The 25,294-nt window shown below is 41.7% G+C and carries 26 protein-coding genes and 1 pseudogene; 6 read left to right on the plus strand and 21 right to left on the minus strand.

The window, feature by feature from the left end:
* Positions 1 to 132: 132 nt before the first annotated feature.
* Entirely contained in the window at positions 133 to 360 is a 228-nt protein-coding gene (locus KCTCHS21_RS18215) for a tautomerase family protein (RefSeq protein WP_130611451.1), read from the plus strand.
* Positions 361 to 1,569, plus strand: coding sequence for an MFS transporter (locus KCTCHS21_RS18220; protein ID WP_130611453.1), 1,209 nt, complete (start codon positions 361 to 363; stop codon positions 1,567 to 1,569).
* A gap of 438 nt (positions 1,570 to 2,007) precedes the next feature.
* Here KCTCHS21_RS18220 and KCTCHS21_RS18225 read toward each other — a convergent pair whose 3' ends face one another.
* The 6 genes from KCTCHS21_RS18225 to KCTCHS21_RS31495 all read right to left on the minus strand — a co-directional run bounded on the left by KCTCHS21_RS18225 (position 2,008) and on the right by KCTCHS21_RS31495 (position 6,105).
* Complete coding sequence (locus KCTCHS21_RS18225) at positions 2,008 to 2,619, minus strand: hypothetical protein (protein WP_130611456.1); 612 nt, start codon at positions 2,617 to 2,619, stop codon at positions 2,008 to 2,010.
* A 4-nt stretch (positions 2,620 to 2,623) separates the two neighbouring features.
* On the minus strand, positions 2,624 to 3,148 hold the full coding sequence (locus tag KCTCHS21_RS18230) for a DUF6933 domain-containing protein (RefSeq protein ID WP_130611459.1): 525 nt from the start codon (positions 3,146 to 3,148) through the stop codon (positions 2,624 to 2,626).
* A gap of 56 nt (positions 3,149 to 3,204) precedes the next feature.
* Entirely contained in the window at positions 3,205 to 3,402 is a 198-nt protein-coding gene (locus KCTCHS21_RS18235) for a hypothetical protein (protein ID WP_130611461.1), read from the minus strand.
* A 727-nt stretch (positions 3,403 to 4,129) separates the two neighbouring features.
* Positions 4,130 to 4,453, minus strand: a complete 324-nt coding sequence (locus KCTCHS21_RS18240) for a DUF6199 family natural product biosynthesis protein (protein WP_130611464.1) — start codon at positions 4,451 to 4,453, stop codon at positions 4,130 to 4,132.
* A 277-nt stretch (positions 4,454 to 4,730) separates the two neighbouring features.
* Positions 4,731 to 5,009 carry a hypothetical protein gene (locus KCTCHS21_RS18245; RefSeq protein WP_130611467.1) on the minus strand — a complete coding sequence of 93 codons (279 nt, stop codon included), beginning with the start codon at positions 5,007 to 5,009 and terminating at the stop codon, positions 4,731 to 4,733.
* Positions 5,010 to 5,928: 919 nt separating this feature from the next.
* On the minus strand, positions 5,929 to 6,105 hold the full coding sequence (locus KCTCHS21_RS31495; RefSeq protein ID WP_179952622.1) for a hypothetical protein: 177 nt from the start codon (positions 6,103 to 6,105) through the stop codon (positions 5,929 to 5,931).
* A gap of 342 nt (positions 6,106 to 6,447) precedes the next feature.
* On the opposite strand from KCTCHS21_RS31495, the gene KCTCHS21_RS18255 reads away from it, so the two are divergent.
* Complete coding sequence (locus KCTCHS21_RS18255) at positions 6,448 to 6,768, plus strand: helix-turn-helix domain-containing protein (protein ID WP_232057878.1); 321 nt, start codon at positions 6,448 to 6,450, stop codon at positions 6,766 to 6,768.
* A gap of 163 nt (positions 6,769 to 6,931) precedes the next feature.
* Here KCTCHS21_RS18255 and ltrA read toward each other — a convergent pair whose 3' ends face one another.
* The 10 genes and pseudogenes from ltrA to KCTCHS21_RS18310 all read right to left on the minus strand — a co-directional run bounded on the left by ltrA (position 6,932) and on the right by KCTCHS21_RS18310 (position 16,285).
* Positions 6,932 to 8,260, minus strand: a complete 1,329-nt coding sequence (gene ltrA, locus KCTCHS21_RS18260) for a group II intron reverse transcriptase/maturase (RefSeq protein ID WP_130611473.1) — start codon at positions 8,258 to 8,260, stop codon at positions 6,932 to 6,934.
* A 788-nt stretch (positions 8,261 to 9,048) separates the two neighbouring features.
* A complete protein-coding gene (locus tag KCTCHS21_RS18265) occupies positions 9,049 to 9,417 on the minus strand; it encodes a DUF7674 family protein (protein WP_130611476.1) in 369 nt (122 codons plus the stop codon).
* Between the two features lie 14 nt (positions 9,418 to 9,431).
* Positions 9,432 to 10,589: pseudogene (locus tag KCTCHS21_RS31745) on the minus strand (polymorphic toxin-type HINT domain-containing protein); the annotation flags it as partial.
* Positions 10,590 to 10,598: 9 nt separating this feature from the next.
* Positions 10,599 to 11,183, minus strand: a complete 585-nt coding sequence (locus tag KCTCHS21_RS18280) for a hypothetical protein (RefSeq protein WP_130611479.1) — start codon at positions 11,181 to 11,183, stop codon at positions 10,599 to 10,601.
* 112 nt (positions 11,184 to 11,295) lie between these two features.
* Entirely contained in the window at positions 11,296 to 11,637 is a 342-nt protein-coding gene (locus KCTCHS21_RS18285) for a hypothetical protein (protein WP_130611482.1), read from the minus strand.
* Positions 11,638 to 12,179: 542 nt separating this feature from the next.
* A complete protein-coding gene (locus KCTCHS21_RS18290; protein ID WP_130611485.1) occupies positions 12,180 to 12,623 on the minus strand; it encodes a hypothetical protein in 444 nt (147 codons plus the stop codon).
* A 69-nt stretch (positions 12,624 to 12,692) separates the two neighbouring features.
* The gene (locus tag KCTCHS21_RS18295; RefSeq protein WP_130611488.1) at positions 12,693 to 13,286 is read right to left on the minus strand and encodes an SMI1/KNR4 family protein; all 594 of its coding nucleotides are present in this window, start codon (positions 13,284 to 13,286) and stop codon (positions 12,693 to 12,695) included.
* Between the two features lie 358 nt (positions 13,287 to 13,644).
* Entirely contained in the window at positions 13,645 to 14,091 is a 447-nt protein-coding gene (locus tag KCTCHS21_RS18300; RefSeq protein WP_157994072.1) for a DUF2569 family protein, read from the minus strand.
* 580 nt (positions 14,092 to 14,671) lie between these two features.
* Positions 14,672 to 15,415, minus strand: coding sequence for an N-acetylmuramoyl-L-alanine amidase family protein (locus tag KCTCHS21_RS18305; protein ID WP_130611495.1), 744 nt, complete (start codon positions 15,413 to 15,415; stop codon positions 14,672 to 14,674).
* A gap of 123 nt (positions 15,416 to 15,538) precedes the next feature.
* A complete protein-coding gene (locus KCTCHS21_RS18310; protein WP_130611498.1) occupies positions 15,539 to 16,285 on the minus strand; it encodes a hypothetical protein in 747 nt (248 codons plus the stop codon).
* Between the two features lie 409 nt (positions 16,286 to 16,694).
* Between KCTCHS21_RS18310 and KCTCHS21_RS18315 the strand changes: the two genes are divergently transcribed.
* Positions 16,695 to 17,942, plus strand: a complete 1,248-nt coding sequence (locus KCTCHS21_RS18315) for an MFS transporter (protein WP_130611501.1) — start codon at positions 16,695 to 16,697, stop codon at positions 17,940 to 17,942.
* Positions 17,943 to 18,017: 75 nt separating this feature from the next.
* Here KCTCHS21_RS18315 and KCTCHS21_RS18320 read toward each other — a convergent pair whose 3' ends face one another.
* Positions 18,018 to 19,793 (minus strand): ATP-binding cassette domain-containing protein, encoded by a 1,776-nt coding sequence (locus KCTCHS21_RS18320; protein WP_130611504.1) that lies wholly within the window; start codon positions 19,791 to 19,793, stop codon positions 18,018 to 18,020.
* Positions 19,759 to 20,628 carry an energy-coupling factor ABC transporter ATP-binding protein gene (locus KCTCHS21_RS18325; RefSeq protein WP_130611507.1) on the minus strand — a complete coding sequence of 290 codons (870 nt, stop codon included), beginning with the start codon at positions 20,626 to 20,628 and terminating at the stop codon, positions 19,759 to 19,761. The genes KCTCHS21_RS18320 and KCTCHS21_RS18325 overlap by 35 nt, the downstream gene beginning before the upstream one ends.
* A gap of 100 nt (positions 20,629 to 20,728) precedes the next feature.
* On the opposite strand from KCTCHS21_RS18325, the gene KCTCHS21_RS18330 reads away from it, so the two are divergent.
* Both KCTCHS21_RS18330 and KCTCHS21_RS18335 read left to right on the plus strand, forming a co-directional pair.
* Positions 20,729 to 21,364 (plus strand): biotin transporter BioY, encoded by a 636-nt coding sequence (locus KCTCHS21_RS18330; RefSeq protein ID WP_130611510.1) that lies wholly within the window; start codon positions 20,729 to 20,731, stop codon positions 21,362 to 21,364.
* 193 nt (positions 21,365 to 21,557) lie between these two features.
* Positions 21,558 to 22,175 carry a hypothetical protein gene (locus KCTCHS21_RS18335; protein WP_130611513.1) on the plus strand — a complete coding sequence of 206 codons (618 nt, stop codon included), beginning with the start codon at positions 21,558 to 21,560 and terminating at the stop codon, positions 22,173 to 22,175.
* A gap of 46 nt (positions 22,176 to 22,221) precedes the next feature.
* On the opposite strand, the gene KCTCHS21_RS18340 is transcribed toward KCTCHS21_RS18335, so the two are convergent.
* The 3 genes from KCTCHS21_RS18340 to pduL form a co-directional block, all read right to left on the minus strand.
* Positions 22,222 to 22,692, minus strand: a complete 471-nt coding sequence (locus KCTCHS21_RS18340) for a YlbF/YmcA family competence regulator (RefSeq protein WP_130611516.1) — start codon at positions 22,690 to 22,692, stop codon at positions 22,222 to 22,224.
* A 38-nt stretch (positions 22,693 to 22,730) separates the two neighbouring features.
* Entirely contained in the window at positions 22,731 to 24,332 is a 1,602-nt protein-coding gene (gene miaB / locus KCTCHS21_RS18345) for a tRNA (N6-isopentenyl adenosine(37)-C2)-methylthiotransferase MiaB (protein WP_130611519.1), read from the minus strand.
* 331 nt (positions 24,333 to 24,663) lie between these two features.
* A complete protein-coding gene (pduL, locus tag KCTCHS21_RS18350; RefSeq protein WP_130611522.1) occupies positions 24,664 to 25,266 on the minus strand; it encodes a phosphate propanoyltransferase in 603 nt (200 codons plus the stop codon).
* Positions 25,267 to 25,294 lie beyond the last annotated feature (28 nt).

A 25,294-nucleotide genomic window follows, 5' to 3' on the forward strand; every position in this document is an offset into this window, starting at 1 on the left:
GTAATATTTTACGCGATTTGAATATTTCTCTCAACACAAATAAACATATTGACAACGATTGTAGATTTGTTACAATTTGGGTAGGTTGGCGCCAACGTAAAAATAAAACAATTACTAAGGAGAGAACCGACTATGCCAGTTATTCAAGTCGATCATTGGGTAGGCTTTAGCGATGAACAGAAGAAACAATGGATCACAGCGCTTACTGATACAACTCATAATTTGTTCCAAATTCCTACGGATAAAATAACGGTCATTTTACGGGAGACTGAATTAGGTAACTGGGGGAACGGCGGCGTAGTTGCTTCTGATCCTGACTTCCTGAACAAGAGCCGGGCAGCTGCAACGGAAACAAAATAAGTGAACGCAAAGGGACTTGTTATTCTGATTTGGTGCAGCCTGACTGTCGTTTCCAATGTGTATGTTACCATCCCAATCGCGCAAACGATTGCACAGGCATGGGAAAACAGCAATGGTTCCGCAGGTTGGATTGGAAGTTCGTTCACTATTGCCTATGCCGCGGGTTTCCTGTTATTGGGCCCGTTAGCCGAACGTATTGGACATCATCGTATGATGCTATATGGTCTTCTAGCATTAGCTATAACGACTTCACTAGCAGGCTTTGCAAACAGCTTCTCTCTGTTTGTCTCATTGCGCGTCGCTCAAGGGCTTGCAGCATCTATGTTCGCCCCGTCCGTGCTTAATTATGTAGCTGCGAACTTCCAAGCCGATCGCCGAACAACGGCGATCGGCTTCATCAGCACCGGCTTTCTTATCGCAGGAATTGTCGGTCAGCTTTACAGCGGCTTCATTGCAGAACATTTTGGCTGGAGGATCGTATTTTTCGGATTGGGGGCCGTTTATTTACTCTCATCCATTTTACTTGGAAAATATATTCAGAATAATAAGGACAACGCACTTAGTACGCTTAATCAAACTGCGCCTGCACCCTTGCATCAACAGATTAATGCTCTAATAAAGAACCGGGCGCTTCTCGTTTGCTACGCAATTACTTTTACCGTTCTTCTTAGCTTCGTCGGAATGTATACTGCACTTAACATCAATCTTAGCCAATCACCCAACACACTATCCTCCAATCAATTCTTTTCCTTTAGAGCAGCAGGTGTAATTGGGATGGTGCTTTCTCCGTTTGCAGGTGTCCTGAGTCGTAGATGGAGTGTGTTTACTTTACTTAGAACTGGAATTTTGCTCTCAATAGTTGGGCTTCTAGGGATTTTTTCCGTCCAAAGCTTACCTTTATTAGTTGGAGCTAGTGTCATTTTCGTAGCCGGGGTTTCACTTCAAATCCCTTCCTTAATCTCAGTGGTTGGGCAATTAGCAGTTCCTTACCGATCAGCGGGCATTACACTTTACTCCTTCGTTTTGTTCTGTGGAGCATCCATTGGCCCCCTATTTTCGCTTCAACTGCTCAAGCTATCCAACTCAAATATCATTTTCTTAGCCTTAGCAGCATTGCTGGCGATTGCCTTTGGTTTATCCTTTCTTGTGGGCACACGACACATAGCAAATAATGCAGCCTCATTAAAAAGCCGTACGGTGAAAGTTTAAGCGATGCGCCCAGATACCCATACTGACGTGAAAAAGCATCTGCGACTCGTGAGAGCTGTAGATGCTTTTTTTACACCGTATTTAGATTTAGATGGGCCCTAACATTCTTCAATTATTATTGAATTGGGTCTCGTCAAAGACACTTAAAAGGTAAACCCTCAAACGAAAAACCTCTGTCATTATATCCCCTCTATAATTCACATAGTGGGCATGCAATACCATTGTGCTAAACAAATAAAATAGTTTTCCAACGAAAGATCGAGGTAATAGGGTTTGATCTTTAATTTGTTTTCTGTAATCACTTAATAGATCATTTAAACTATTAATTGCCGAATAATCTATTGTTTTTTCTATTTTCAAGTCTACAATAATCTTATGAATAACAGGCTCCATCTGTTTTTCTAGTAACTGTATGTCAGTCATTGTATATACCTCGAGTTACTCTCCATCGAATTTCTGTTCTTTATCGGCTCGATATGAATTGTAATCAATGGATATGTATTTAACATCCTTGCTTTCATTATTAATTACAAAATCAATAAATTTATCCCCGTATGTATAACGTAGTGCTTCAACGCCTTCATATGGCTTGGATCTCGAATGAGGCTCACCATATTTATTTATTACACTTTCGTAGGAATCCCCTGCCTTAATCCCTCTATGTGTCTCTAAAGTGTATAAGTCGGCAAATACTAGATAGGTTTCTTTTATGTTTGTTAAATACACCAGTCGTAATTTAATATCTTCACTGTTTGGGTATTCAACCTGCCATCTTCTTGAGTTACTATCGCCACTAATGAAGCCATTGTGGTTATCCTCAAAGTTTTCACCCGATCCTAGAAGTAATCTAATCCAGTCAACATTTACATTGTCATTTATTTCTACTGAATAATACTTAAAACTAAAATCTTCGTCTTTTAGCGCTTCTACACTAGGTGATTGATTTGAGCAGCTCACTATTCCTAAAAAGAGTAGGACAAAGAATAAGACCCTCGCTATTTTCCCAGCATTAGTAATTAATATCTCTTGCTTATTAAGTGAATTTCCCATTATATCATCCTTTCAAATCAGCTGGACCAAAATAGTTATTCAGAGTCTCTTTCATGTAATCATTTGGAAATATATTCAGCTTTACAACTGGACATTTGTTATTATTTTTATTAAGTTCGACGATATTCATCTCTTTGATTGGTAAAAATTTTCCCACTATAATTTCAGTCATTTTGACCACATCAACCATTGAACCTATGACACTTCTATCATTCGTCTTGGCAAACTTTATATGATCTATCCTGCTCACGTACTTACTAATTATAGAATCCTCTACTCCCTCCGCTCTTAAGTTCTCCACAAGTGAATTAATAAATATCTCATTAAATCTCTTAAAATGTTCTTTCTTTACGCCAAATAAAATAAAGCCATATCTGGTTTTATTATTAATAACAATCAAATTATTCTTTCTCTCCAGACGGAATATATTTGCATGCCACTTAAACAATTCATCAATTGACTCATCATTTTGTTCTTCAATAAAAGAGCTAACTTCAAAAAGCTTCTTTGTGCATGAGATGGTTATCATTATTTAAGTCCCTTCACAGTCTATATCGGTTTTACTATCTTACAAGTTCTCGCTCACTATAACGGATTATCACATTTCCAATCAACATCAAGCAAAACAATATCGTTCAAATACTTACTTACGATTTCTTCTAAAGCTTCGATCCCAACAATTCCTATAACATGAATGGAGTTGGTGAGCTCATCATCTGAAACATCCCAATCATTTTCTATATATTCATCAGGGACTTCATATTTCCTTAACCAAAAAACCATAGTAGTAGGATTAGAGGTGTTAATATAAAGATTACTTCCCACTGCGCTCACTGTCAAAAATGAACGTGTTTCCTCATGGGAGCTTGAAAGTTCACAGGATAGTGTATTGCCTATGATCAGGTTATTTATTTTTGTGGTGCTAAATTTATTTATTGTGACTCACCACCCGGAATAATTGAATCTGCTTTTATAGGTATTAAAGTGTTGACTAGGGATAAAAAAAAGACAACTAAGTTTCCAGTTACAACCAATTATATCATCCTACTTACCTGTTATGTAATACTCGTAGTAGACCCTCGTTTAGTCTGCTATTTGCGCACAGAATGCCTGTCATACAGTTCATGCAAAGTTTGATTTCTAAATTTACTTTGAAGTCTAAAGGTACTGCCTTCTTAATTTCTAAACACCAAGCGCTCAATTAATTTGAATAATCTTGGTTTGTAAGCAATACTTGTTGCAATGCCAGGCCAATCGGTAAGGCCCCTTTTTTCTAATTCACTGAGCACGGTAGAATACGACCTTTGTTCTTGTAAATCCCTTCCACCCTTGTTCTTACTAAAATACGACAAACATGACACATTCTTACATTTCAAACAATCTATTTCAGCGGAAGTAGCATCAAAATACAACTCGTTCTCACAGTTCGGGCAATAAATTGTATGTTTCAAATAAAGTTTCTTTAACAGCCTCAGCAGCTTACTCACCCCGCTTAATTCTAAAAGAACCTTTAGAACATTTTGACACTTGTTGAACTAGTAGAAGTGCCCCAATTATAATGCCACGATTCCCATTTGATTTTTCTTTGTTTAACGTCGATCTTAATTTCCCACTTTTGTAAAACCAGGAGAACTAATAAAATGAATATTACTCCTATTACAATAGATACATAACTACTGAACTTGTATCTTTTTATTGCTGACTTTGATGGTTTTTTCTTTTGGGTATTAGTTGCAGTCATTCTATAAGATAACTCAGGATTAAATACCCCAATTAGCCCTGGTATAATTAGAATGACAAACGCAAAACATGAGAAAAGAATTCTGTCACCCATTTATTTCCCTCCTAAATGATAATTCTTGATAGCGCAACGGTTAACTAGGTGCTGCGTTAATTGTTGTCTGAAATAATATTACCTTCGGTATCGTACTATGGAAGTTCTCCTACAACACCGATACTCCCTCCGGCTTCCCCATTTACGCCATAACATTGTCAACTGCCCATCTTGCATTTTGTCACATTCATAGGACTTTTGAACAATAGGATTAGCTTTGTACGCACCGTTACACTTCAGTCATATAAATTTGTGGAAAAATTCTCTTAGCTAAACACTATTGTGTTTTTTTAATTCCAGAAATATGGCCATCCCTAACAATGAAAGTACAATAATTACCGATTATAATTTTTTCCCAATCTAGTTTATCAATTTTTATATGTTCATTTTTCCTGGATTTACTGGTCACTTCAATATAATACTCATCTTTTTCTTTGTATTTACTAATGACCTGTCTAGTTGTTTCGACTAGTGGTCCCTTATCTCCGTAATATCCGTTGCAAGAAGTAAGAAACAATATAGTAATTACGACCACACTAATAACCAATTTTTTCATTTTCCCTCACAGCCCCCTTAGAATTATCCCAAACAAATGATGCACTGTCTTCTCATCTCAAAAAATATTAATTGTAATTAATCTAAACTACTCTCTCCATACGTATCCTAGTTTATAAACCGTTCACTTCGGATAAAAAATGATGGCAACTTACAGTTTCGGATACGTCTAATATGACTTGAATAATATAGTCTCTATCAGAATCCTGTTTCGTATTACCGTCTTCTTGCACCATGCTTAGAATTTTCTCGGCAGACTTCAAGGAACAAGGACTATAAAGAAAACCACATAGAGTTGTTACACCCGCATGTGGTTGAAAGGCCGTACTACGATTATAAAACTTTATTCCTATAACACATGACTAGTGAAGTTTACTTCTTCAGGTAATAAACTAATAAATATAGAAGATTATTAACAATGCCGACACCAACAATTATTAGTGGGATGTTTAGACCTAAATGATACGTCTCACTAGCTGTGTAAACGGTTATATCATGATATGAAAAGTTCAAATCTTGAATTGTGTCTTTAGAATAATAAATACTCATTAGCATACTTCCAATATCATTAAATACCATTGTACAAGAAACAAACAAAAGAATGAGAAATATAACATTATTTACAATAATACTTTTTTTTCCTTTATCCATGATTCACCTTCTATTACCTATTTTTTTCTGGCATCAGCTACAGTAAAACCTGAGACCCATCCTGGAGCATATGGATTAGGATCAAAAACACTGATTGTGGTGGTTACAACTGGTCCATTAATGTTGTCTATTTATTTCTTTGCTTGGTCAATACTATCATCCCTTAGCCAACTGCTTGTAGCATAGACGAAATTAACTATAACTAACGCTTCATTCTTATAATTAATGATGGAAAATTTTTTCCAGTTACCACCAATTATATCATTTATCTATCCAGTATTGGTATAAAACATCATACTCATATCGCTCTCCCCATAGCACCGATAAATGTTTATGCGGCAAAAGGGTAAATCCCAAGTAATGTCCGTAAAGTTGCTCTCTTTGGCAACCTCGTCCATGTAAGTATTAGTAGCTTTGTTATTCTTAGTCAACCAGAAATCATTCATCTTCTTTACCTTCCTTCTATAGTCGTTGTTTGTATCGCCGATTGTCGCTATGAAATCGAAAGGTGGCTTGCCTGAACGAACCTTACCTGTTCTATGCCAACTGGCACGTTACCAGATCGTTTTCTCACGATAACTATCGCTATATATGTCTTGGTAGTTGCGGATCAAAATTCGCTTATTAGTTAACCGCTCTCACTATCTTACTCGGGCTATGTGTATTTAGAGTTGGGGCACTTCTCCACCTTCTCTGCGAAGGAAAAATAATTCATTTCGATTACTTACAGATTCAATTCAATTATGTCATCAGACTTCTTAAAGCAAGTAGGGGAGCGGATTCGCTCATTGAGGAAAGAAAAGGGACTTACGCAGGAAGCGCTTGCTGAAAAGGCGAGCATCCATTACAGCTATATCTCCGGTATTAAACACGCTGACCGGAATATCTCACTCGAAACGTTAGAGAAAATCATCGACGCGCTCAACGTGGTGCCGCTGGAGGTTTTCCAGTTTCATGCATTAGATGTTAATGAGCAAAGGACGGATAGAACGGTAGCTCTCGACGCGCTTAACTCGCTTCTCGTGGAGCGAAACACCAACGAGATACTTACGGTTCTCCGGGTAGCGAAAGAGATTTTAGTAGCAGTAGATACTGCCAAACACAAGTGAGACCCTCTTCGTAGATTACCCCGCTCCTCGTGAAATCGCACCCCCGTATACGCTATTATCGAATGTTTCGCGGGAGGTTACCAATCGAGTAGGCCCATGCGCAATTGCATGGGCCTCTCACAGATCCGGACAAGCGGGTCGACGCATCCGGCTCCTCCAGTGATTATCCCCTTTGGGGATGAAGTTCTCTGTAAATATCAAGCAGACTACTTAGACCGATTTCTTTAAACCATTTATTCGGCATAGCATACTGGGCATACGTGGAATGGGAACTCCTCCATGCTGTCATGCGCAATCCGGGCAACTCTTTGTTGTCCCATCCTCGTCTTCGCATCTCCCTATGGAGCTTCCTCAGCTTCTTCCAGCTTCGTAACTGTACGGCTCGAAGTCTTCTTCTTATCCATGCATCCCATTCCCGGAATCGGCTCCCTATATCACCTGTTCCATAATACCTTCCCCATCCTCGTAAGTAAGGGTTCAACACTTTCTTGACCAGTCTTTGCACACTCACCGTCTGGTTCCTTCGCGTAATCGTCTTCACCCGTTCCTTGAATTTCGTTTCCGCTTTCTTGGATGGAACCATTCGTTTTCCCGGTTTAAAAGCATGCCCTAGGAATACAAATGTCTCCCTCTTGCTGTTCACGATTTTCGTTTTCTCCGGGTGTACTTTCAGTCCCATTTCTCTTTCCAGTAACTGAATCACAGACTTTAACACGCGTTCAGCACCCTTTTGGCTCCTGCAACAAATGACAAAGTCATCCGCATATCTCGTTATCCGATGACCTCGCTCGGTCATCGTCTTATCCAGAGGGTGGAGGTAGATGTTCGCTAACAAAGGACTGATGACTCCGCCTTGCGGTGTCCTTTGGTCGTTCAGGTGATAACTGCCGCTTTCTAGTATCCCTGCTTTTAGAAAGCTTTCCAGTAAACTCAGCACACTACCGTCCACAACCGTTTCTCTTACCATCCCTAGCAATTTCTCATGAGGTATAGTATCAAAATACGATTTAAGCTCCGCATCAATGACATACCGATATCCGTCGTTTAGATCTCTCCGGATCTTTTCCAGTGCCATGTGTGCGCTTCTCTTAGGACGGAAGCCGTAACTGCAGTCTATGAAATGTGCTTCATAAATCGGCTCCAATATTCTTCTTGCCGCGGCTTGCACGACTCGATCTCCCACGGTAGGAATGCCCAACGGTCTTTGCGTTCCATCTGCTTTCGGGATATATACGCGCTTTACCGGCTTAGCCCGGTAAGTTTTACTTCTTAACGCTTGTTGAAGCACTTCTAGATGGTGTTCCAACTTCGATTCAAATGCCTTAATGGTCACCTGATCGATCCCTGCCGCTCCACGGTTCCGTTTGACCTCTCTGAACGCTTCCTCCAGGTTTGGTTTTGCCCAGATCTTGTCAATTAGGCTGTACCACTTTCGTTCTGCCTGATTCTTTACTCCTTCACGTGAGCGATTTTCTTGTCCTTGTTCCCCCATGCTCGTTCTCCTTCCCTTTCAGCTTAGCGGTTTGTAGCCACTGGCAATCTCCGCTTTACTGTCGGTACTCGCCCCAGACGGCTTCTCCTTATGTTCGTTCCCCGGTTCTACGCACATCCTAGCTCCCCGGCTCCTGTCTGGCACATGGCTCTCCTCAATCCCTCATCTTCCACGGTTTCGGGCTTCACGCAAGTCTCCGCCTTTTGAGTCGGTGCTTGCATCGACATCTTTGTGCCGATTCACTTGCCTTTGCGGCCTTTCCGGCAAGTTTCATCACTACTATCCCTACGTCTGACTTCTCACCACTCGTAGTTCTTGCCTTGATCGTCACGATCTTAGCAAGAGTTTACCGCTGTCTGCGGGAACGATGAGACCTTCTTGGGTCACGTCAACCGACTTTCCCCCGAATCCAGTCCTCCTAACTTCCGAAGCCTTTGGTGGTATTGGACCTTCCCGTCTCTTGCAGGGTTATCCGACTTCGTCAGCCAACATGGTATGCCGCCTGTTCCGGGCTTTGCCTTCGCATCCTCCGCACCTATCCTCACGGACTACGCACTATGCGTCTGCTATGTACTTCCGCCACCTCGCGGTGTACTGGAGACTTTCACCCCTTAGTCGATTGCGCTGCCAAGCGCACAAGAGAGCCACATGGAGCTGTTACGGTTCCATGTGGCTATTTGAACTCTAACAATCAGCCGCCCGTTTCATTCGGCACTGGGTGGGGCTAAAGAAAAACCTTGAGGATTGCCGCCCTCAAGGTCAATGAATATTTTATAAGTCTTTGCTGACTATATTCTACCTAATGCTCTATCAGCTTCTATTTGAAGTCGTATCGTTTTGGTTCCCATGTACTTCTGTGCAGTCCCTAAAATCAATCTGTCATTTCCGAGTACTTCCAACACCGTAGTTGAAAAAATGCTCTTTAAGTGAACATCTTTATCAGTAGATACTTCCTCAAAATATTTAAAGATACTTTCTAGCAAATTGATGTTTTTTTCCTCGCTCAATAATTTAATTATTTTCGGCATGAATACTCTCTCAATTATGATAGTTTCTAGCACCTCACCGTAATACTCGATTGATTCTCTATACTCATCTTCAGCCGACGGTAAGAAATCTAACATTATTCTAAAGAATTCTTCCGATTTTTTACTCATATCCACCAACTCCTCTATTTAAACAGTCTTATTGCCTTTTCTAAATCATCTGCTAAAGCATCAAGTATATCTAAATCATTAAGGCTAAGTTTCCCGGATTTCGCTAGGTTATTTAACCCCCTTAACTGATCCTGAGCTTTTTGTAGATGAGTTAAAGAACCCTCGTAAAACTCCTTTGTAAGAATAGCAGCAGTTCCGCCATCTCCAACTTTTGCACCAGGTCTATAAAGTTCATTTATGAATCCTCTGAGATCTACACTTTTAACAGCAGATAACAATTTTTCTCTATTAGAACCAATAAATTCAGGCATATTGTTTAAAAGTCTATTAACAGCACAATTATGAACCCAAACTCCAAGGTTAGAAACAAAGTAAGAATGGAAATCCGCTACCTCAAAGTTATAAACCGTTGCTTCGCGCGGCGCTTTCTCAATCTTGTCTATTACCAGTGTAGATCCGCTGCTCGTAACAAGCAAGTCGCCAACTTTCAGGTCTTTAACGAAGGTCCATCCTTTGCCGTCCAACCAAAACGGATGCTCACCAGTAACCTCAATGATTTCATCACCGATATGGATATAGTAGATTTCGTCAGCTTGTTTTTGGAACAGCCCCAAGACCTCTTTATACGCCACTTCTCCAGTCTCGTCAGACTTAGCAAGAACTTTATCCCCTATCTCAATTTCCTCGATAGGTTTCTCCCCTTCGTCTGTCTGAACCTTGGTGCCTGCCGTAAAACAATTGCAAAGGTTCAGTATCTTGCCCACAATTTTAACACCTTTTGAAGCACCTAAACCAGATGAAAAATCTATGAATGTTGACGCTACTTCTACTACTTGACTATATTTTGCTTGTCCAGCATCCAGCGCATTTAGCAATTGAACCCTTGCCCACTTCTGCTGACCCTCGTTAACTCCATTTTTCCCAGCAGCCATATTATACAAATATGTATATTGGTTCGTATCATTCTTGTATATGCCACCGAAGGTTTTCTTTAAATCCTTTTCAAACTCCCCGGCATGCTTGAGCATTAATGCAATTTCTGCTCGATCATGCCCACTAGGATCAACATATCTCAACGGATTATTATGCACATAAGTATACTGGTTCAAACTCAGTGGATTCGTAATCTGCCCCTCATACGTATCCTCATTAATAAGCCTACCCAAACTCGTGAAGTACCCTCATTGAAATATCATATCAGTGTCCTTATTCCTTATTATAAGTTCAAGACTTTCCTTTGTTGACATATCATCAAAATGGGTATGTCCGTCATTGGTATCTATTAATGATTTGCATATTAGTTCGGCAAGTCTAAGTCCTAATAAGTTACAACTCATAAGTATTAATTGTCCATTAGACCTTATAGAATACAGATCTTTAAACTTCCAAGATTCGTATAATTTATCAGCCTTCGTTTCTTCATTGATCTCTAGTGAATACTTCTTGTTTGTTTTCACCTTGTATGCTTTTTTTCTTAAATTGACACAGTCACTATAAGTAATTGGATTACTTGTTCCATGAAAAAGAACAATATCTGATGCCTTATTTGATGATCTTTGAAGATAGACGATAATGCTCTTTTCTTTTTGAATAAGATTGAATAAAGCACCTAAAATATAAAGTGACTTACTGTCTCCATAAATATTTATTTGAGTCTCAAGAAATACAGAATTCTCTATCCCGATACTTCTTTGGTCTACAAATGCAATTGAAACGAGTCTATTGTTCATATTAAAACATTTAGTTTCGATATCTATGTTTATCACTCCTATTTCTGTTCTTAGGGCATTTCAGATAACGTTCCTGTATTCACGACGTGCCCTCCTGTCACTATGGTTATGTTTTGGGGATTACGTGGGGTTTCTAATGAAAGTATATTCACGTTTTTTGCAAATCTTCAAACCAAATATTGATAAATCTAACTCGTTGATTCTTAAATTTTGTACCTTCAACCTCTGAGCTTGCATGCGCTTCATAACCGCCGTGATTCCATACCCATTTATTACCTATTGCACTTAAGAACTTGTCAGCGATTTCCTTTGTTAAAACTTGCTCGATATTAAAATTTACAAGCACTTTATACAATTGATTCTCCTTCCAATACTGTTCCACTTTCACAACTTCTACGTTGTCACTATCAAAAAAATCAAACAAATCAAATAATACTGAGATTGCATCATCTTTGTCGGAGACTTCAACAATAATGTTTGCTTGTAACAAATATTTCAACCCTCATTTAATGTTATATTTTTTCATATCGTCAAAAGTTGATGTATCCATCCCTTGAATTTAAGTTAATCCAACTAGACCCTTGTTAACTGGACATACCATTCATGCGAGTTCTTCACAGTTTCCACGGTTTCGTCTATGTGCACGGGACTCGACTTCCTCTATTTTGTCTTGCGAGCCTTTTTGACGACGCGGCAGGATTCACTTGATTTTACGGCCTGGAGCATTGCTCACCCTGTCTCTGACGGGGACTTTTGTCGATACGCTTCTCCTTCGATTGGACTCTCACAACTAGATAATGCGTCCCTCTCGACACGCCGCACAATAAAAGCCACAAGGAGTTACACTCACATGTGGTTCAAACCATTTATCAAGCTTATTTTATTTGCCCGGGTACCCCTCAAAGGTGCGGAATCCGTTGGCACTGACGGCTGAGCATCGATCAATAACGGTTGTGTTGCCGGCGGTAGCCCTGTCTTTGATTTGTTCCTTGTGGAAGCAAACGCTTACCCATATAAAATGAGAATGCTAAATCAGTCTAAGATCGATCTCCAAAAATTAATATCAATATCGGGGTTCTCATTCAAAATTGCTTTAAATACTCCATCCGAATAATTTTTTGCGTTCTGCTCTAACAATTTTAAAATCTCCACAAAGTTCGCAAACGAAGAAGCTATTGGAACATGGCTCCATGTCCCTTCCCCATGACTTGCTGTATATACAGGAAATTGATCCGAAGAACCATCAATAAATATAGGATCGCCGCATAAATCTTCATATCCAATTACTTTCCATTCATTTTGCCAATCCCCTTTCTCCTTACCATAAAGCGCATCGCCGTGTTTCGTCTCTGCATAACCAACTTGTGCAGCTTCCAATTGCTCAATTCTAAAAATAATGATGTTACATAGACCAAAAGAAAAGCTGTCAATCTCACATTGTTCCCGTTGTTTTCGAAATGATTCCGGTATTTTCAATATTGTTTTCTCCTCCTCAAGATACGAATACCGATGATTAATTAATCGGGATTCGACGAAGTTACCGAATTAAGGTGTTGTTGGTACCGAGTCATTAATGCATATACCGTTATAGTCATATAAAGCACTAAGCCTGTCATTCTCATCAATCAACCACTTTTTAAAGTCGGGCCAACGATTCAAAATTTTAGTTGTTCTCCTTTCACAGTAATAGACACTAGTGGTATCTAGACCCTCGGACAAATCAATGAATACTTTGGTGCCGTCCCATTCATAGCTTCCAAAGTAAAACCATTCCTTCGGTGCATTCATCGGGCGATCATCATTCAGTGCTATGATATCAAAAGGCTGTCTCGCCTCATCACCACTTCTCGAATATGAGAACCTTAACCCCATTAGCCTTAATGAAAAAGAGAACAGGTTTAATCCGTTTGACCACATGAGAAACTCTCGATACACGCTAGGGATCGTAACATCCAATTGATTTTGAAGGTCGTTTAGTTGTTCAAGATTTAATGCACCGAATTGAGTGTGCAGCCAAGCTTCGGGTGCCACACTCGGGACGGGGCAAATCAGCTTTGCCCCGTTTGCTATCTTTTTTGTTCCAGAAGCTTCCCAGCCTGACAATCTTTCTTCTATTTCTTTGAGAAAGGAATCACTCAAGTCGTCACATCCTACTTTTTAATTTGTCTGTTGATATTAATTGGACATCCCGTTCATACGTAAACTCAGCATTTGGATTTTCATGTCAATGCCCTTTAACCTATTTCCATAGCTAAGAAAAATTAATATCTTACTCCTAAAAGTATTCCTATTATTATTATGACTGCTCCAATATACCTGTATTTCTTAATACTACCTTTGTTTATATTATTTCCTCCTTCATCCTCCCAAATAATATGATTAACACCCATAAATCTATAGCACCAAGATCCCCATTTAATTGCAGTAACAGGAAAGAATAAGTGAAAACAACCTATAGCAATTATTAAATATTTTACGATTAATAACACCCCTCTTTTTACTTTGAGAATATTTCTTTAATTCGAGTAGATCGCACAAAAAATATAACCATACTTATTGAAAAAACTAATTTTAAAACATTTTCAGTAATCCATCCTTGAAAATTTGTTTTAAGCTCAATTGCTAAATAAGGAACAAAACTAGATAAAATGAGGTCAATAAAAATAAAAAAAAGAGTGCCAAGGTGAAAATAAATAAATGCTGTTCGAACTTTTTTCTTTTTTCGAATTAAAAATACTGAAATACCTAATATAAAAATAATAGATAATATACTGAATGTAAGCTCGGAGAAAATAACAACTTTAAATAGTGGATGATAGATTATTGAATTTTTATCAATAATATTCTCCCAGATATCCGAATTTACTAAAGAAAACAAATCATAAACAAAATAACATAATCCAATAAAATATATGGAGTAAACAAACAATATAATCAGTATCAAATTTGGACCTCCCGTTATCGTTTTATAAATATTCCACTGATTATTATTATCTAGCAGGGTCATCCAAGCTAACCAAAAAAGAAAACCACATGGAGTGAACGACATACTTTATTTTAAACTGTAAAAACCTATAAAGGGTCTCAAATCAATATTATCAGTAGTAAGTAAAAACGACTCAATTTCTGCTGAAATTATTATTATAGTAAATTAGGAATTTCAGAGAGCCCTTTACCAAGCGAATAAATTCCATTTCCCAGTTACATACCATTGTATACATTTTTACCATTCTTTTCACCCAAAAGTGATTTTTCTCCATTGTAACGGTAATTGACGATCTTCCCATTCCTGGTAGAAACCTTCGTTAGCCGATCACGACATCATACACAAAAGATTTTTTGCCACACCATGAAAAAACCCACCAAGAATGATGGGTTTGAGTAGAATATTATTCTCACTTCGACAGCTTCATGTGTGTATAGGATGGCTCAAATCCAAACTTTCTCCAAAAATTTAAGCCACGAGGATTTGATTCCAAGACATCTATTGACACTTTGGCACCGTTAGATACCTTATCCTTCTACTAATCAATTTTCATAGAAAAATAAGACTGAATCCCTTTAACAATAGCCGCAGCCACTTTATCCTTCTGTTGCTCGCTTAGCATGGATGCTTCCTCGCTCGGGTTGGTGAGGAACCCTACCTCAAGCAAAATTGAGGGATTGTTGTTTTGCTTAAGCACCTGCCAGCCTTCCTTTTTTACCCCTCTATCATTAAATCCGGTTGCCTTAACAAGCTGCTTGTGCACCTCGGCTGCGAGCGGAATGCTTCCTTCGTCATAATAATATGTTTCTGTTCCAGAAATTTTAGGATCTGTGTAGGTGTTTCCGTGAATTGAAATAAAGGTATCCGCATTGAGATCATTTGCTATTCTCGCACGATCGACTAGCTCTACGAAGGTGTCATCCCTCCGTGTCATATACGGTTCGAACTCGGGGTCCTGCTGAAGCAGATCGAATACTTTTTGTGATATAGCCAGTGTGTAATCACGCTCCAGACTACCACTAACCCCTTCCGCCCCAGGGTCCTTGCCTCCATGTCCTGCATCAATGACCACTTTGTGACGCTCTGATACAGGCTGATTTAATGCCTTACCCTCGACCTTGTTCACTAGAGCTACTGTTTTTTTCGTAGGCACAATAATATTGGCAGAAGTACGAGAAGAAGAAAGTCCATATGCGGATAGAACCACTCCCGCTAATACAACGATTCCTAGCATGTAAGCTGTTTTACGTTTTTGAAAAGGTGTATTGTTATTCCCGTTCATGCTGAGACTCGCCTCCCTGCATCGATTATTAACATCTCTCTATGATACTCTATCATTATAGTACGAGAATATATAAAAAATGAGATAGACTTATATAGAAGTTGTAAAAATGACTAGAATAGCTTACCGCTTCGAGTAGCTGAGTAGTGCCATTACATCTTTACTGAAGCCGATAATTTCATTTGAGCTCGCATTGATCATTACACAGTATTTAATAGATTTTCTATCCTTGCTTGTATAATACATTTCCACTACACTGCTGCCCCAGTTGATCATTGTCGGTTCAAAAGTCAGCTCGTCTAACGGATAGCTCCCCTTCTCCTCAACAAAACGATCCGCAACGTCAAAAACCTTCTCCCGTTTCTCACCCACAGCACTTGGTAGGACGCGCGCTGCTACTGTTTTGGAGATTTTCATAACATCGCCGTCTCTAGCATTCAGAACAATATCGTAAATACTTTTGAGATCAGTAGACGAGGTCAGGGTCACATAATAAAGACCACCCGGAATATGATCCAGCTCAGTTTTGTAATCAAAGCTAAGCTGCGGATTTAATTGTTGCTTTGGAGTAACGTAATGAGCCTCCTGCAATAATTCCTTAAGCTTATTCTGATCGATAGACATCAGCTCAAATTGCAGCTCGTCCATTTTCAAATTCTCGTTATAATATTTATTGACCGCATTCAGACTGAGAGTCTTCACACTATCCTGAGAAAGAACACCCTCGTACTCTACTTCATTCGTTTGGTGTTCTTTAGTTATTTTCTTCTTCATAACCGTATCTTTTGGAAAAGAATTAAACCATCCCTCGCATCCCGTTGCCAGCATCATCAATGCCGCACATAGGGCAACCAAGATTAACCTTTTCATGGGATTACCCTGCCTTTCGCGGAGGCTTACTCTCATTTCCCCCTACTAATCTCATCATCGAGATCAGGAACTTCAATGTACTCCGATACTCTAGTCTTTAATATATCAATTAATTCATCATCCATGTACTGATATTCATCTGGTATATCAAGCCTTATTAGTCGTTTTTTGCTTATTTCTTGTCCCTGACCAAGTGTTCTCCCTCATTTGCTGAAAAGTATTTATCTATATTAACGATCTTGCCGAGGAAAAAGTTTCCTACTAATAAGCAAGCAAATTGGCGATAAATCATTTAATTTTTCAAAAAATAGGAGCAAATCTTCTTCCCAATTTCTACTCCATCCGGTAGAGTGAAAAGAACGTAGCTTCAACAACATTCCACAGTCGACCTGGAGGTCTTCCCAATCACATGCAGCATACATCTGAGTTACTTCAAACACAGGAAAGCGTGCATCCGTTCAGCCGTAGGCACCTCATTTTCGCAGCTGCCACGATACTGTACTGGTCTACACTTTATATCTATGTACCAATATTAAGCCCTTATTTACAAGACCGAGGCCTATCCATGGGCTGGATCGGTTTCATTCTTGGCAGCTATGGTCTAACTCAAGTTATCACTCGTTTGCCACTTGGAATGTATTCCGACGTCATGTCCCGGCGTAAGCCTTTTCTCATTGCAGGCATGATAGCCGGACTTATTAGCTGTATTTTCTTTATGTTTCCTGGAACTTGGGGAGGACCGCTCGCGGGACGTCTCATGGCAGGCTTATGTGCGGCTACTTGGGTGCCATTCACGGTGCTGTATGCCTCGTACTATCCGACCAACCAAACCCACCAAGCGATGGGTACCTTAAGCTTCCTGACCATATTCGGTCAACTGGCTGGCATGAGCGCAAGCGGCTGGCTTTCCTCTCTTGGAGGGTGGAATTATGCTTTCCTATGTGGGATTGGAATTGCCGCTGTCGGAACAATTGTAGCTTCGTTTATTTATGAGCCGAAATCCGTGACGCTCTCTCAAGCAAGCAAACCAAGTGCGGAGAATCTAGTAACGAACACCCAAGCCCCACCCGTTTCCCGACAAAAAACAGTGCTCAAACGTGTTCTTCGCTCATCCATGCTATGGAAAGTATCGATCCTTTCCTTATTCGCGCATGGAATTTTGTTCATAACGATGTTTGGCTTTACCCCGCTTCAAGCAACAGAGCTAGGAGCTAAGGGAGCTCAGCTAACCGGAATCGTCATTGCTTTCATGGTTCCTCACGCCTTAGTTTCGCTATGGACTGGACGTTATCTAGCTCCTCGTTTCGGAACTCGCAAAATCATGATCATTGGATTTATAGCTGCTACTATTTTTACAGCTGCTATCCCTTTCAGCCCGAATCTATACTGGCTTGCCGTTACTCAAATTTTTAATGGTGCCGCCCAAGCGCTTTATTTCCCACTTTTACTAAGCCTGGCTATTAGAAACTTTGCTCCAACCGAGAGAGCTACAGCAATGGGATTGTACCAAGCCGTCTATTCCATGGGGATGTTCCTTGGTCCTTATATAGCTGGGGCTTTGAACTCGTTCGGCGGATTAAAGATTGGCTTCCTGTTCGGTTCAGTCTTAGGTTTAATCGCAGCCTTCCTTTCTACAAACAAAGAGCTCGATTCCTAAGGTGCTGAGATAGATTTAGTTAACTAGATTCACTTAGATACATTCACCTAGCTAGATTCCCATGTTTACGCTCCCTTATAAATTACGCTTAGTAAACAGCCACAAACCAATTGCTAGAGCCAGGGACATAGCTACAAGTCCATAGTCCTGCTTCCTCCACTTTAATCGGATAGCGCGAGTCGGTATCACACCATAGCCGACTCCCCGGCTTTCCAGCGCAAGCGCCACTTCATCTCCAAGTCGAAACAAAGCCAATAGAAAAGGAAGAGATACATCGCGAATCCTTTTGCCTATAGCCAATGGGTTTCGTGCTATTGATTTGCCCCGCGCAAGGAATATCCGGACAAAACGCCCCCACAAGCCAAGTAAAACCGGAACGAAACGCATTATTAGTGTAACCGTCAATATAAAGCTCTGCGCCCAGCCTAATGTTGTTCCCTTAAACGAAATCATTTGTTCCAAGGATCTTCTCAGAGATAAAGGCGTCATTACCAGCGGAATGGCTAAGCCCAACAGTAGAATGAGCATAGTCCGTGTAAAAGTAAACAAGGTGCCCGTGAACGCTCCCCATTCGATAATGCTTCCACTATTACCGCTCGCTCCCCAAGCAAAAATAGTCGATGTTACAATTGAGAATACCGCGTAATTAATAATTAGGCCACGCCAACGTAACAGCGATATTCTCCCCACTATCAAAAGTCCGATTACAACAATCGCACCTACTAGAATAGAAATCCAATCCTTAAGAAAGAATAATCCAGTCGATAAAATAACATAAGCAAGCCACACAGATCTAGGATCAAATCCAATCAATCGATGCGCCTTAACCTTGCTAACACTTCGTTTTCTTTTTTCCAACTCCACTGAACGGGAATACGGAAGATAAATATCCGATTGCAATGAGGATGTGTTTTCTGAATCCCTTACCTTAATCTGCTCGGCTACCGCTTCTGCAGGATGCCCCAAAACTTTCTGCTCGGCAGCAGCCTCCACAGGATTCCACACTTTGTCTGAAGCTACTCCACTTCGCCATAATAAATGAGCCAGCTCTAGCCATTCCGGAATTTGCATTCCTGTCTCTGCCAGCCATTCAGGATGCATCAGCAGCTGCTCCGGGGTGCACATTCTTACTGACCCATCCGCACTAAGCAACAAGGCACAATCAGCCAAAGGCAAAGCCCAGTCAGAGTCATGCGACACAAGTAGAATACCGGACCCGCTCGTTTTCATTTTTAGTAGCTGTCTTGCAACCGTCTCATGTCCTGCGCCGTCTAGTCCTGACGTTGGCTCATCCAATAGAAACCAAGAGGCAGGCGTCACGAATACTGAAGCTAGCGCCGATCTACGCCTTTCCCCTCCACTCATGAGATAAGGATCTCGGCTCAACCACGATGAATCCCAACCAACCGCTGCCAACGCGGAATCTATTAGCTCCTCACGTTCATTCTCCAAGATGGAATATGGCTTAAGAGAATAGACCAATTCCTCCCTGATGCTACGCGCGAATAAACCTTCCTCCGGCGACTGACAAGCATAGCTATATTGACGAAGCGCGTTTTCATTTAATCGTAGTTTTCCGAATCGATTTACCCGCCATAACGGCTCCAAGCCATAGCTAATCTGCAAGCCCTCAGGAGACCTAAGTCCAGCAAGTTTTTCTAACAATGTCGTTTTTCCCGCTCCATTAGGTCCCATGAGCAATGTAATCTTACCTGGAGCTAGCTCTAATGGCACAGCCGGGTCTTGATGCTCATCCCCTTCTCCCAAACGCCAGGCGATCCCGTTCACGAGAAGCGGCAAAGCTTGCTTATCATTATTATCTCGTTGTGTTATCCGCTTCCCTGCTCCCACCGTTCCCCAACACCTTTCGCCACTGCTCCGCCGTCACCGGCAACGGATTACTGAGCTTTCCTAGCCGCCTTAACTCCAGCGCCATCGCCGCTAGATAAGGAAGTCTTAACCCCACCCTGAGGCAAGGGGATAGTGGAGATAGCTCGTCCTCTTCCCCATACAGAAATTCCTGAACATCCCCGTCGAAAATAATTCGACCCTCCCCGAGCGCCACGACGCGCGAATCAGGTGCCAATTCATCTAATCGCTGTGTAACCCATACAATCGCCGTTCCCTTGCTATGTAAATCCTGTGCCATACGCAGAACAGCATTCCGATTGAATTCGTCTAGCATAGAAGTAACTTCATCTAGAACGAGTAGCTGTGTTTCGCAAGCTGTCGAGGCTGCAATTGCCGCCATCTGCTGCTGTCCTCCAGATAATCTTTCCCAAGGCTCATCTGCAAATTCAATCAGACCAGCTCTCCTTAATGCTTCCTCTGCCTGCTGCATAATTAATTCAGACGCAATGCCACGCCATTCCAGGGCAAACAATACTTCCTCCCGGGGTGTTTCTCCGAACAATTGAGCTCTCGGCTGCTGAAGTACAATGGGTCCACCTCTATCTCCGGCAAATCCACGTCGGATCTCTCCAGTGATACCCTCTGGATGAAGCCCCGCAACGATTCTGGCCAGCGTGGATTTCCCGCTGCCATTAACGCCAACAACATTTATCCATTCGCCCGCTACTATCGTTATATTGACCTCTTCAAGGCGAATGGAAGACTCGCCGAGCTCGTTGTGACTATATATAGATACATCGCTCAGGACCAGATCATCCGCTGCTTGTCGCTTCATTTTTCAAAATCCCTCTTTTCAATCTGTCGATCTCGTGCTACAATCTCAATTGTTAACCAAAATCATAAACATAGGTTAACATTCAGGAGGCTTTTTGACAATGTCCAACCCATCAACTGTACCATCTGCTCGAACAGCAACACCGGCCAACCAATGGATCAAGGGAATTGTGTTCACCGCCCTATTCGGCGCACTATTCATTGCAGGAAGCTTTATCAAGATCAACATAGGCTTTACACCCGTCCCGATTTCTCTGCAAACTTTCACCATCATGCTTGCAGGCGGATTACTGGGCGCTACTTATGGATTTTGGAGTATATTCATCGTCGTCGCTTTGACGGCAATCGGTCTTCCGCTCATGAACGGATCAGGCGGAATAGCTCAAATAACCGGACCAACCGGCGGCTTCATATGGATGTTTCCGATATCCGCATTTCTTATCGGCTGGGCAAGCGATCGAATCTTCGCACAGCGCAAGAAGCTCAATCGCGTGCAACAGCTACTATTGTTATTGAGTGTCTTCGCTTTTGGTGGCTTGCTGCCATTCGTTACGGGTGTTCCTTGGCTCGCACATGTCGTAAATAGCGCTAAATATGATACAGTAACAGGAGCCTTAAGAGCAGGATTTTACCCTTACCTTCCAGGTGATTCCATTAAGACAGTTGTTGCCACTCTCGTTATTCTCTCTCTGAAGCCTGTACTTCCCACTATACGCCCTAGCAAAAGCAAGAAATAATATTCATTTTACTGGATTCCCGTCACTTACGGGAGTCCTTTTTTCTTTTTCAGGACGATGGTACAAACGTGCTTTATGCTCGTTGCATAAGGTAATAGGGTCCCTTCAATATTAACAAAATGCTCATCAGCTGCTCTTATTAAGTCATTATATGGCGCTGATTTACTGCCTTAAAGGAGTGTGTCTCATTTCTATGGCTAGCGGAAGGCTAGACCTATTTATCGCCAAGCTGCCCATCCATACCGTCGTGCTCACCCTCAATTACTCGGATCCTGCTTCAGAGCTTAATGCCATTCCCCGCAATAGGCAGATTTACCTTAAACGCGGTGGACTCAAGCAAGCAATTCAGGTTGAATTCCTGGAAGGACGGGAATGCTTCGCAGACTTCATGGAAATGAATTACACATTAGCACGTCGATTTAAGCTATACGCGCTTCGCAGATATACTCTCGAATATAATGCTAACGATCAGACACTCACCATTAGTCCTTCACCGCTCAGCGAGACTGTTGCGGTCATTACACCGAATACATTAAGCCCCAGCGCACTGTCTGTAGGCTATGAGCTGCTCTCCAGACTGGGGATACCTGAGCGCCAAGGTGCTCTTATTAAAGTTCGTCAAGGTCGAAACGTTGTTCGTACTCGTTTGATAGTCCCTGCCAATTTGTCGGATGATAGGCTCCGGCTTTCTTCCTATTGGTTTCAAAAGTGGAGGCTGAGAGCGAATCACTCCTATTCCTTACAATTCGACCAGAGAAACTCAACCTTAAGCCTTGCTCCTCATACACCAACCAAGGATGGGCTTAAGTAGAGAAAGGACCACGCAACCAGCGTGGTCCTTTCTCTTTATTATGATCTTAGTCGCACTCTTCCGGAGCTTCAGCAGGAGTCGCTGCTTCCACGTCGAGCTTCTCCGCAACTGAATCACGAATGATGGAAACAATTGATTGAAGCAAGTAGTTCACATCTTCTTGGCTTTGCTGGAACTGCTGTACAATCGGAATATTGTCCAATTCATCTTGGATAAGATCAATCTCCGCCCCAATTTTATCAACCATGGTTTGGTTTTTGAACGTCTTTTCGAAGGCTACCAGTTCCTTTTGCTTTTTCTTAATGGTAGTAATAAGTCCCTGAACCTTCTCGTGACCTTGAATAAGCTTCTCCGAGCGTTGATACAAATCTACTTCTTCCGTAGTCGTAATAAGATGAGCCAATTCCTTAGCGCGTGCTAATATATCCTCACGAACAATCAGCTCCCGATTATCGAATACTGGTACTGAGCAGCCGTCCCCGTGGTTATGATTGTGATCATGTGCTTCTGCAGACATTTTATTTTCCTCCTGCTCGATTTGTTCTCGTAATCCGTTTATACTGCTTGGCTAGCCAGCGCAGGCTCACTTATTGCTTCCGCCTTCACGTACCAGGTTTGAGCAGCCGTTACCCGCACTTGAATGAACTTGCCAATCCAATCCTTGGGCCCTTCAAAATGAATCAGCTTATTCGAGCGCGACCGCCCAGAGAGGACATTCGCGTTATTCTTACTCTCGCCTTCTACTAGCACCTCGAAGGTTTGTCCAATAAGACCCTGATGATAAGCTAGCGATAGCTCTCCAATCAGAGCATTCAAGCGAGCTAGCCGCTTCTGCTTCTGCTCTAGAGGCACATCATCAGCCATATCGAACGCCGGCGTACCTTCCCTCGGTGAGTAAATGTACGTATACGCAGAAGTAATTTGAGCCTCGCGCATTAGCGTCATCGTCTCTTCAAACTGCTCCTCAGTCTCTCCTGGGAAACCAACGATAATATCTGTCGTTAACACAGCGTTCGGGATAGCCTTCCGGATACGGTTAGTTAGCTCCAAATACAATTCTCGCGAATACTTCCGACTCATCCGCTTCAGAATTTCTGTGCTTCCTGATTGTACGGGCAGATGGATATGCTCCATCATATTGCCGCCTTTCGCAAGCACTTCAATTAAGCGATCATCGAAATCTCGAGGATGAGAGGTTGTGAACCGAATACGCGGAATGTCAACTTTATGGATGTCATCCATGAGATCGCCGAAACGATAGCTTCTATCCACGAAATCCTTGCCATATGCATTGACGTTCTGTCCGAGCAGCGTAATTTCCTTGAAGCCTTGGCGCGCCAGATCACGAACCTCTGCAATAACATCCTCAGGCATACGGCTTCTTTCTTTACCACGCGTATAAGGAACAATGCAATAGGTGCAAAATTTATCACAGCCATACATGATATTCACCCAAGCACGCAATCCTTCGTTACGTTTCTTAGGTAAATTTTCAATGATGTCGCCTTCCTTGGACCACACCTCGATGACCATTTCTTTACCGAAATGAGCGTCCTGCAATAAATACGGAAGACGATGGATGTTATGCGTTCCGAAAATAATATCTACATGAGCGTGCTTCTGCATAATCCGATTGACGACAGAAGCCTCCTGCGACATACACCCACAAACACCAAGTATAAGCTCCGGACGCTGCTGCTTAAGCACCTTCATATGCCCAAGCTCGCCGAACACTTTATCCTCTGCATTTTCTCTTACTGCACAAGTGTTGAACAAGATGACATCAGCTTCCATGCGATCATCCGTAGACACGTAACCCATATCTTCGAATAAACCGCGCATCACTTCCGTATCGTGCTCATTCATCTGGCAGCCGTACGTATAGATCAAATACTTCTTCCCTATTCCGAGGTTCTTTAGCTCGTCCGTTACGGCATTCTCATAGTGGACTTGAATTTCTTCTTTGCCCCGCTTTTTCTCATCTCTATAATTAGGGGCAGAATTAATTTGGACATTACGGCCTTTTATTCTGTAAGTTGTCTTCCCATCCTCTTCGCTCAACAATTTCGCATCAGAGAAGTCGAAGTACTTGGAATAGTCCTTGTCTGAACCCTTGCCAGATTTTAAGTCTGGTGAATTCTCAGTCTCCTTCGTCAAAGTATTTCACACCCTTTATCTTCATTGGCAATATGCAATTATCTATATTTTTAAAAGTATCAATGAAAAATTATACCACATTCCTCATGACTAATCCATTGATCAATCAGGGGACTGTCAGCAGAATTTAACGAAGTAAGCATGGGTTATATTCAGACCGCTTACTGTACACAAACATATTGGAAATGAATAGAGAAAAAAGGAGATCTCTATGTCTTCACTTTGATAAAGAACTGCTCTTCTTTAATTTGAGCAGCTGCAAAAAAAGAAAAAGCCAAACACTATGTTTTGGCTTCTTCATTTCAGATATTTTCCCTTAAACACTTTATCCCTATTCCATAATCTCGCCAAAGTCCCCTGTGTTGACTGCAGCCGCATTTCCTTCGTCTGTGTCAATGTGCATATCTAGAGCGAACTCATCGGAGACACGTGCTAATACTTGCTCGAATACAATGCCGCGCTCACCACCAACACGAACCTTCAGCAATTGCTTATCAGCTATACCCCAACGCTCAGCATCCGACGTATGGAAGTGGATATGACGTGCAGCGACGATAACCCCTTTGTCTACCGTAACTTCCCCAGCAGGTCCGACGATGCGTATACCCGGGGTGCCTTCAATGCTGCCAGACTCACGCAAGGGCGGTTTAAGTCCTAAAGAGAAAGCATCCGTCCGAGACACTTCTAGCTGAGTCGCTTTACGTGCAGGGCCAAGAATACGAACTTTAGGAAAAGAACCTTTCGGTCCGAAAATAGCAACTGTTTCATTAGCGGCGAACTGACCTGGCTGTGACAGCGGTTTGAATTCCGTTAACACTGCTCCCGCTCCGAATAAGATTTCCACATGCTCCTGTGCAAGATGAATGTGACGAGCCGATACGCCGACGGGTACTTTCTTACTCTCAGACAAGAGCGAAGATGAAGATGTAGACATGAGCAACCCAACCTTTCCTTTACTTTCC

It is taken from the genome of Cohnella abietis, assembly GCF_004295585.1.
GTDB classification, from domain to species: Bacteria; Bacillota; Bacilli; order Paenibacillales; family Paenibacillaceae; genus Cohnella; species Cohnella abietis.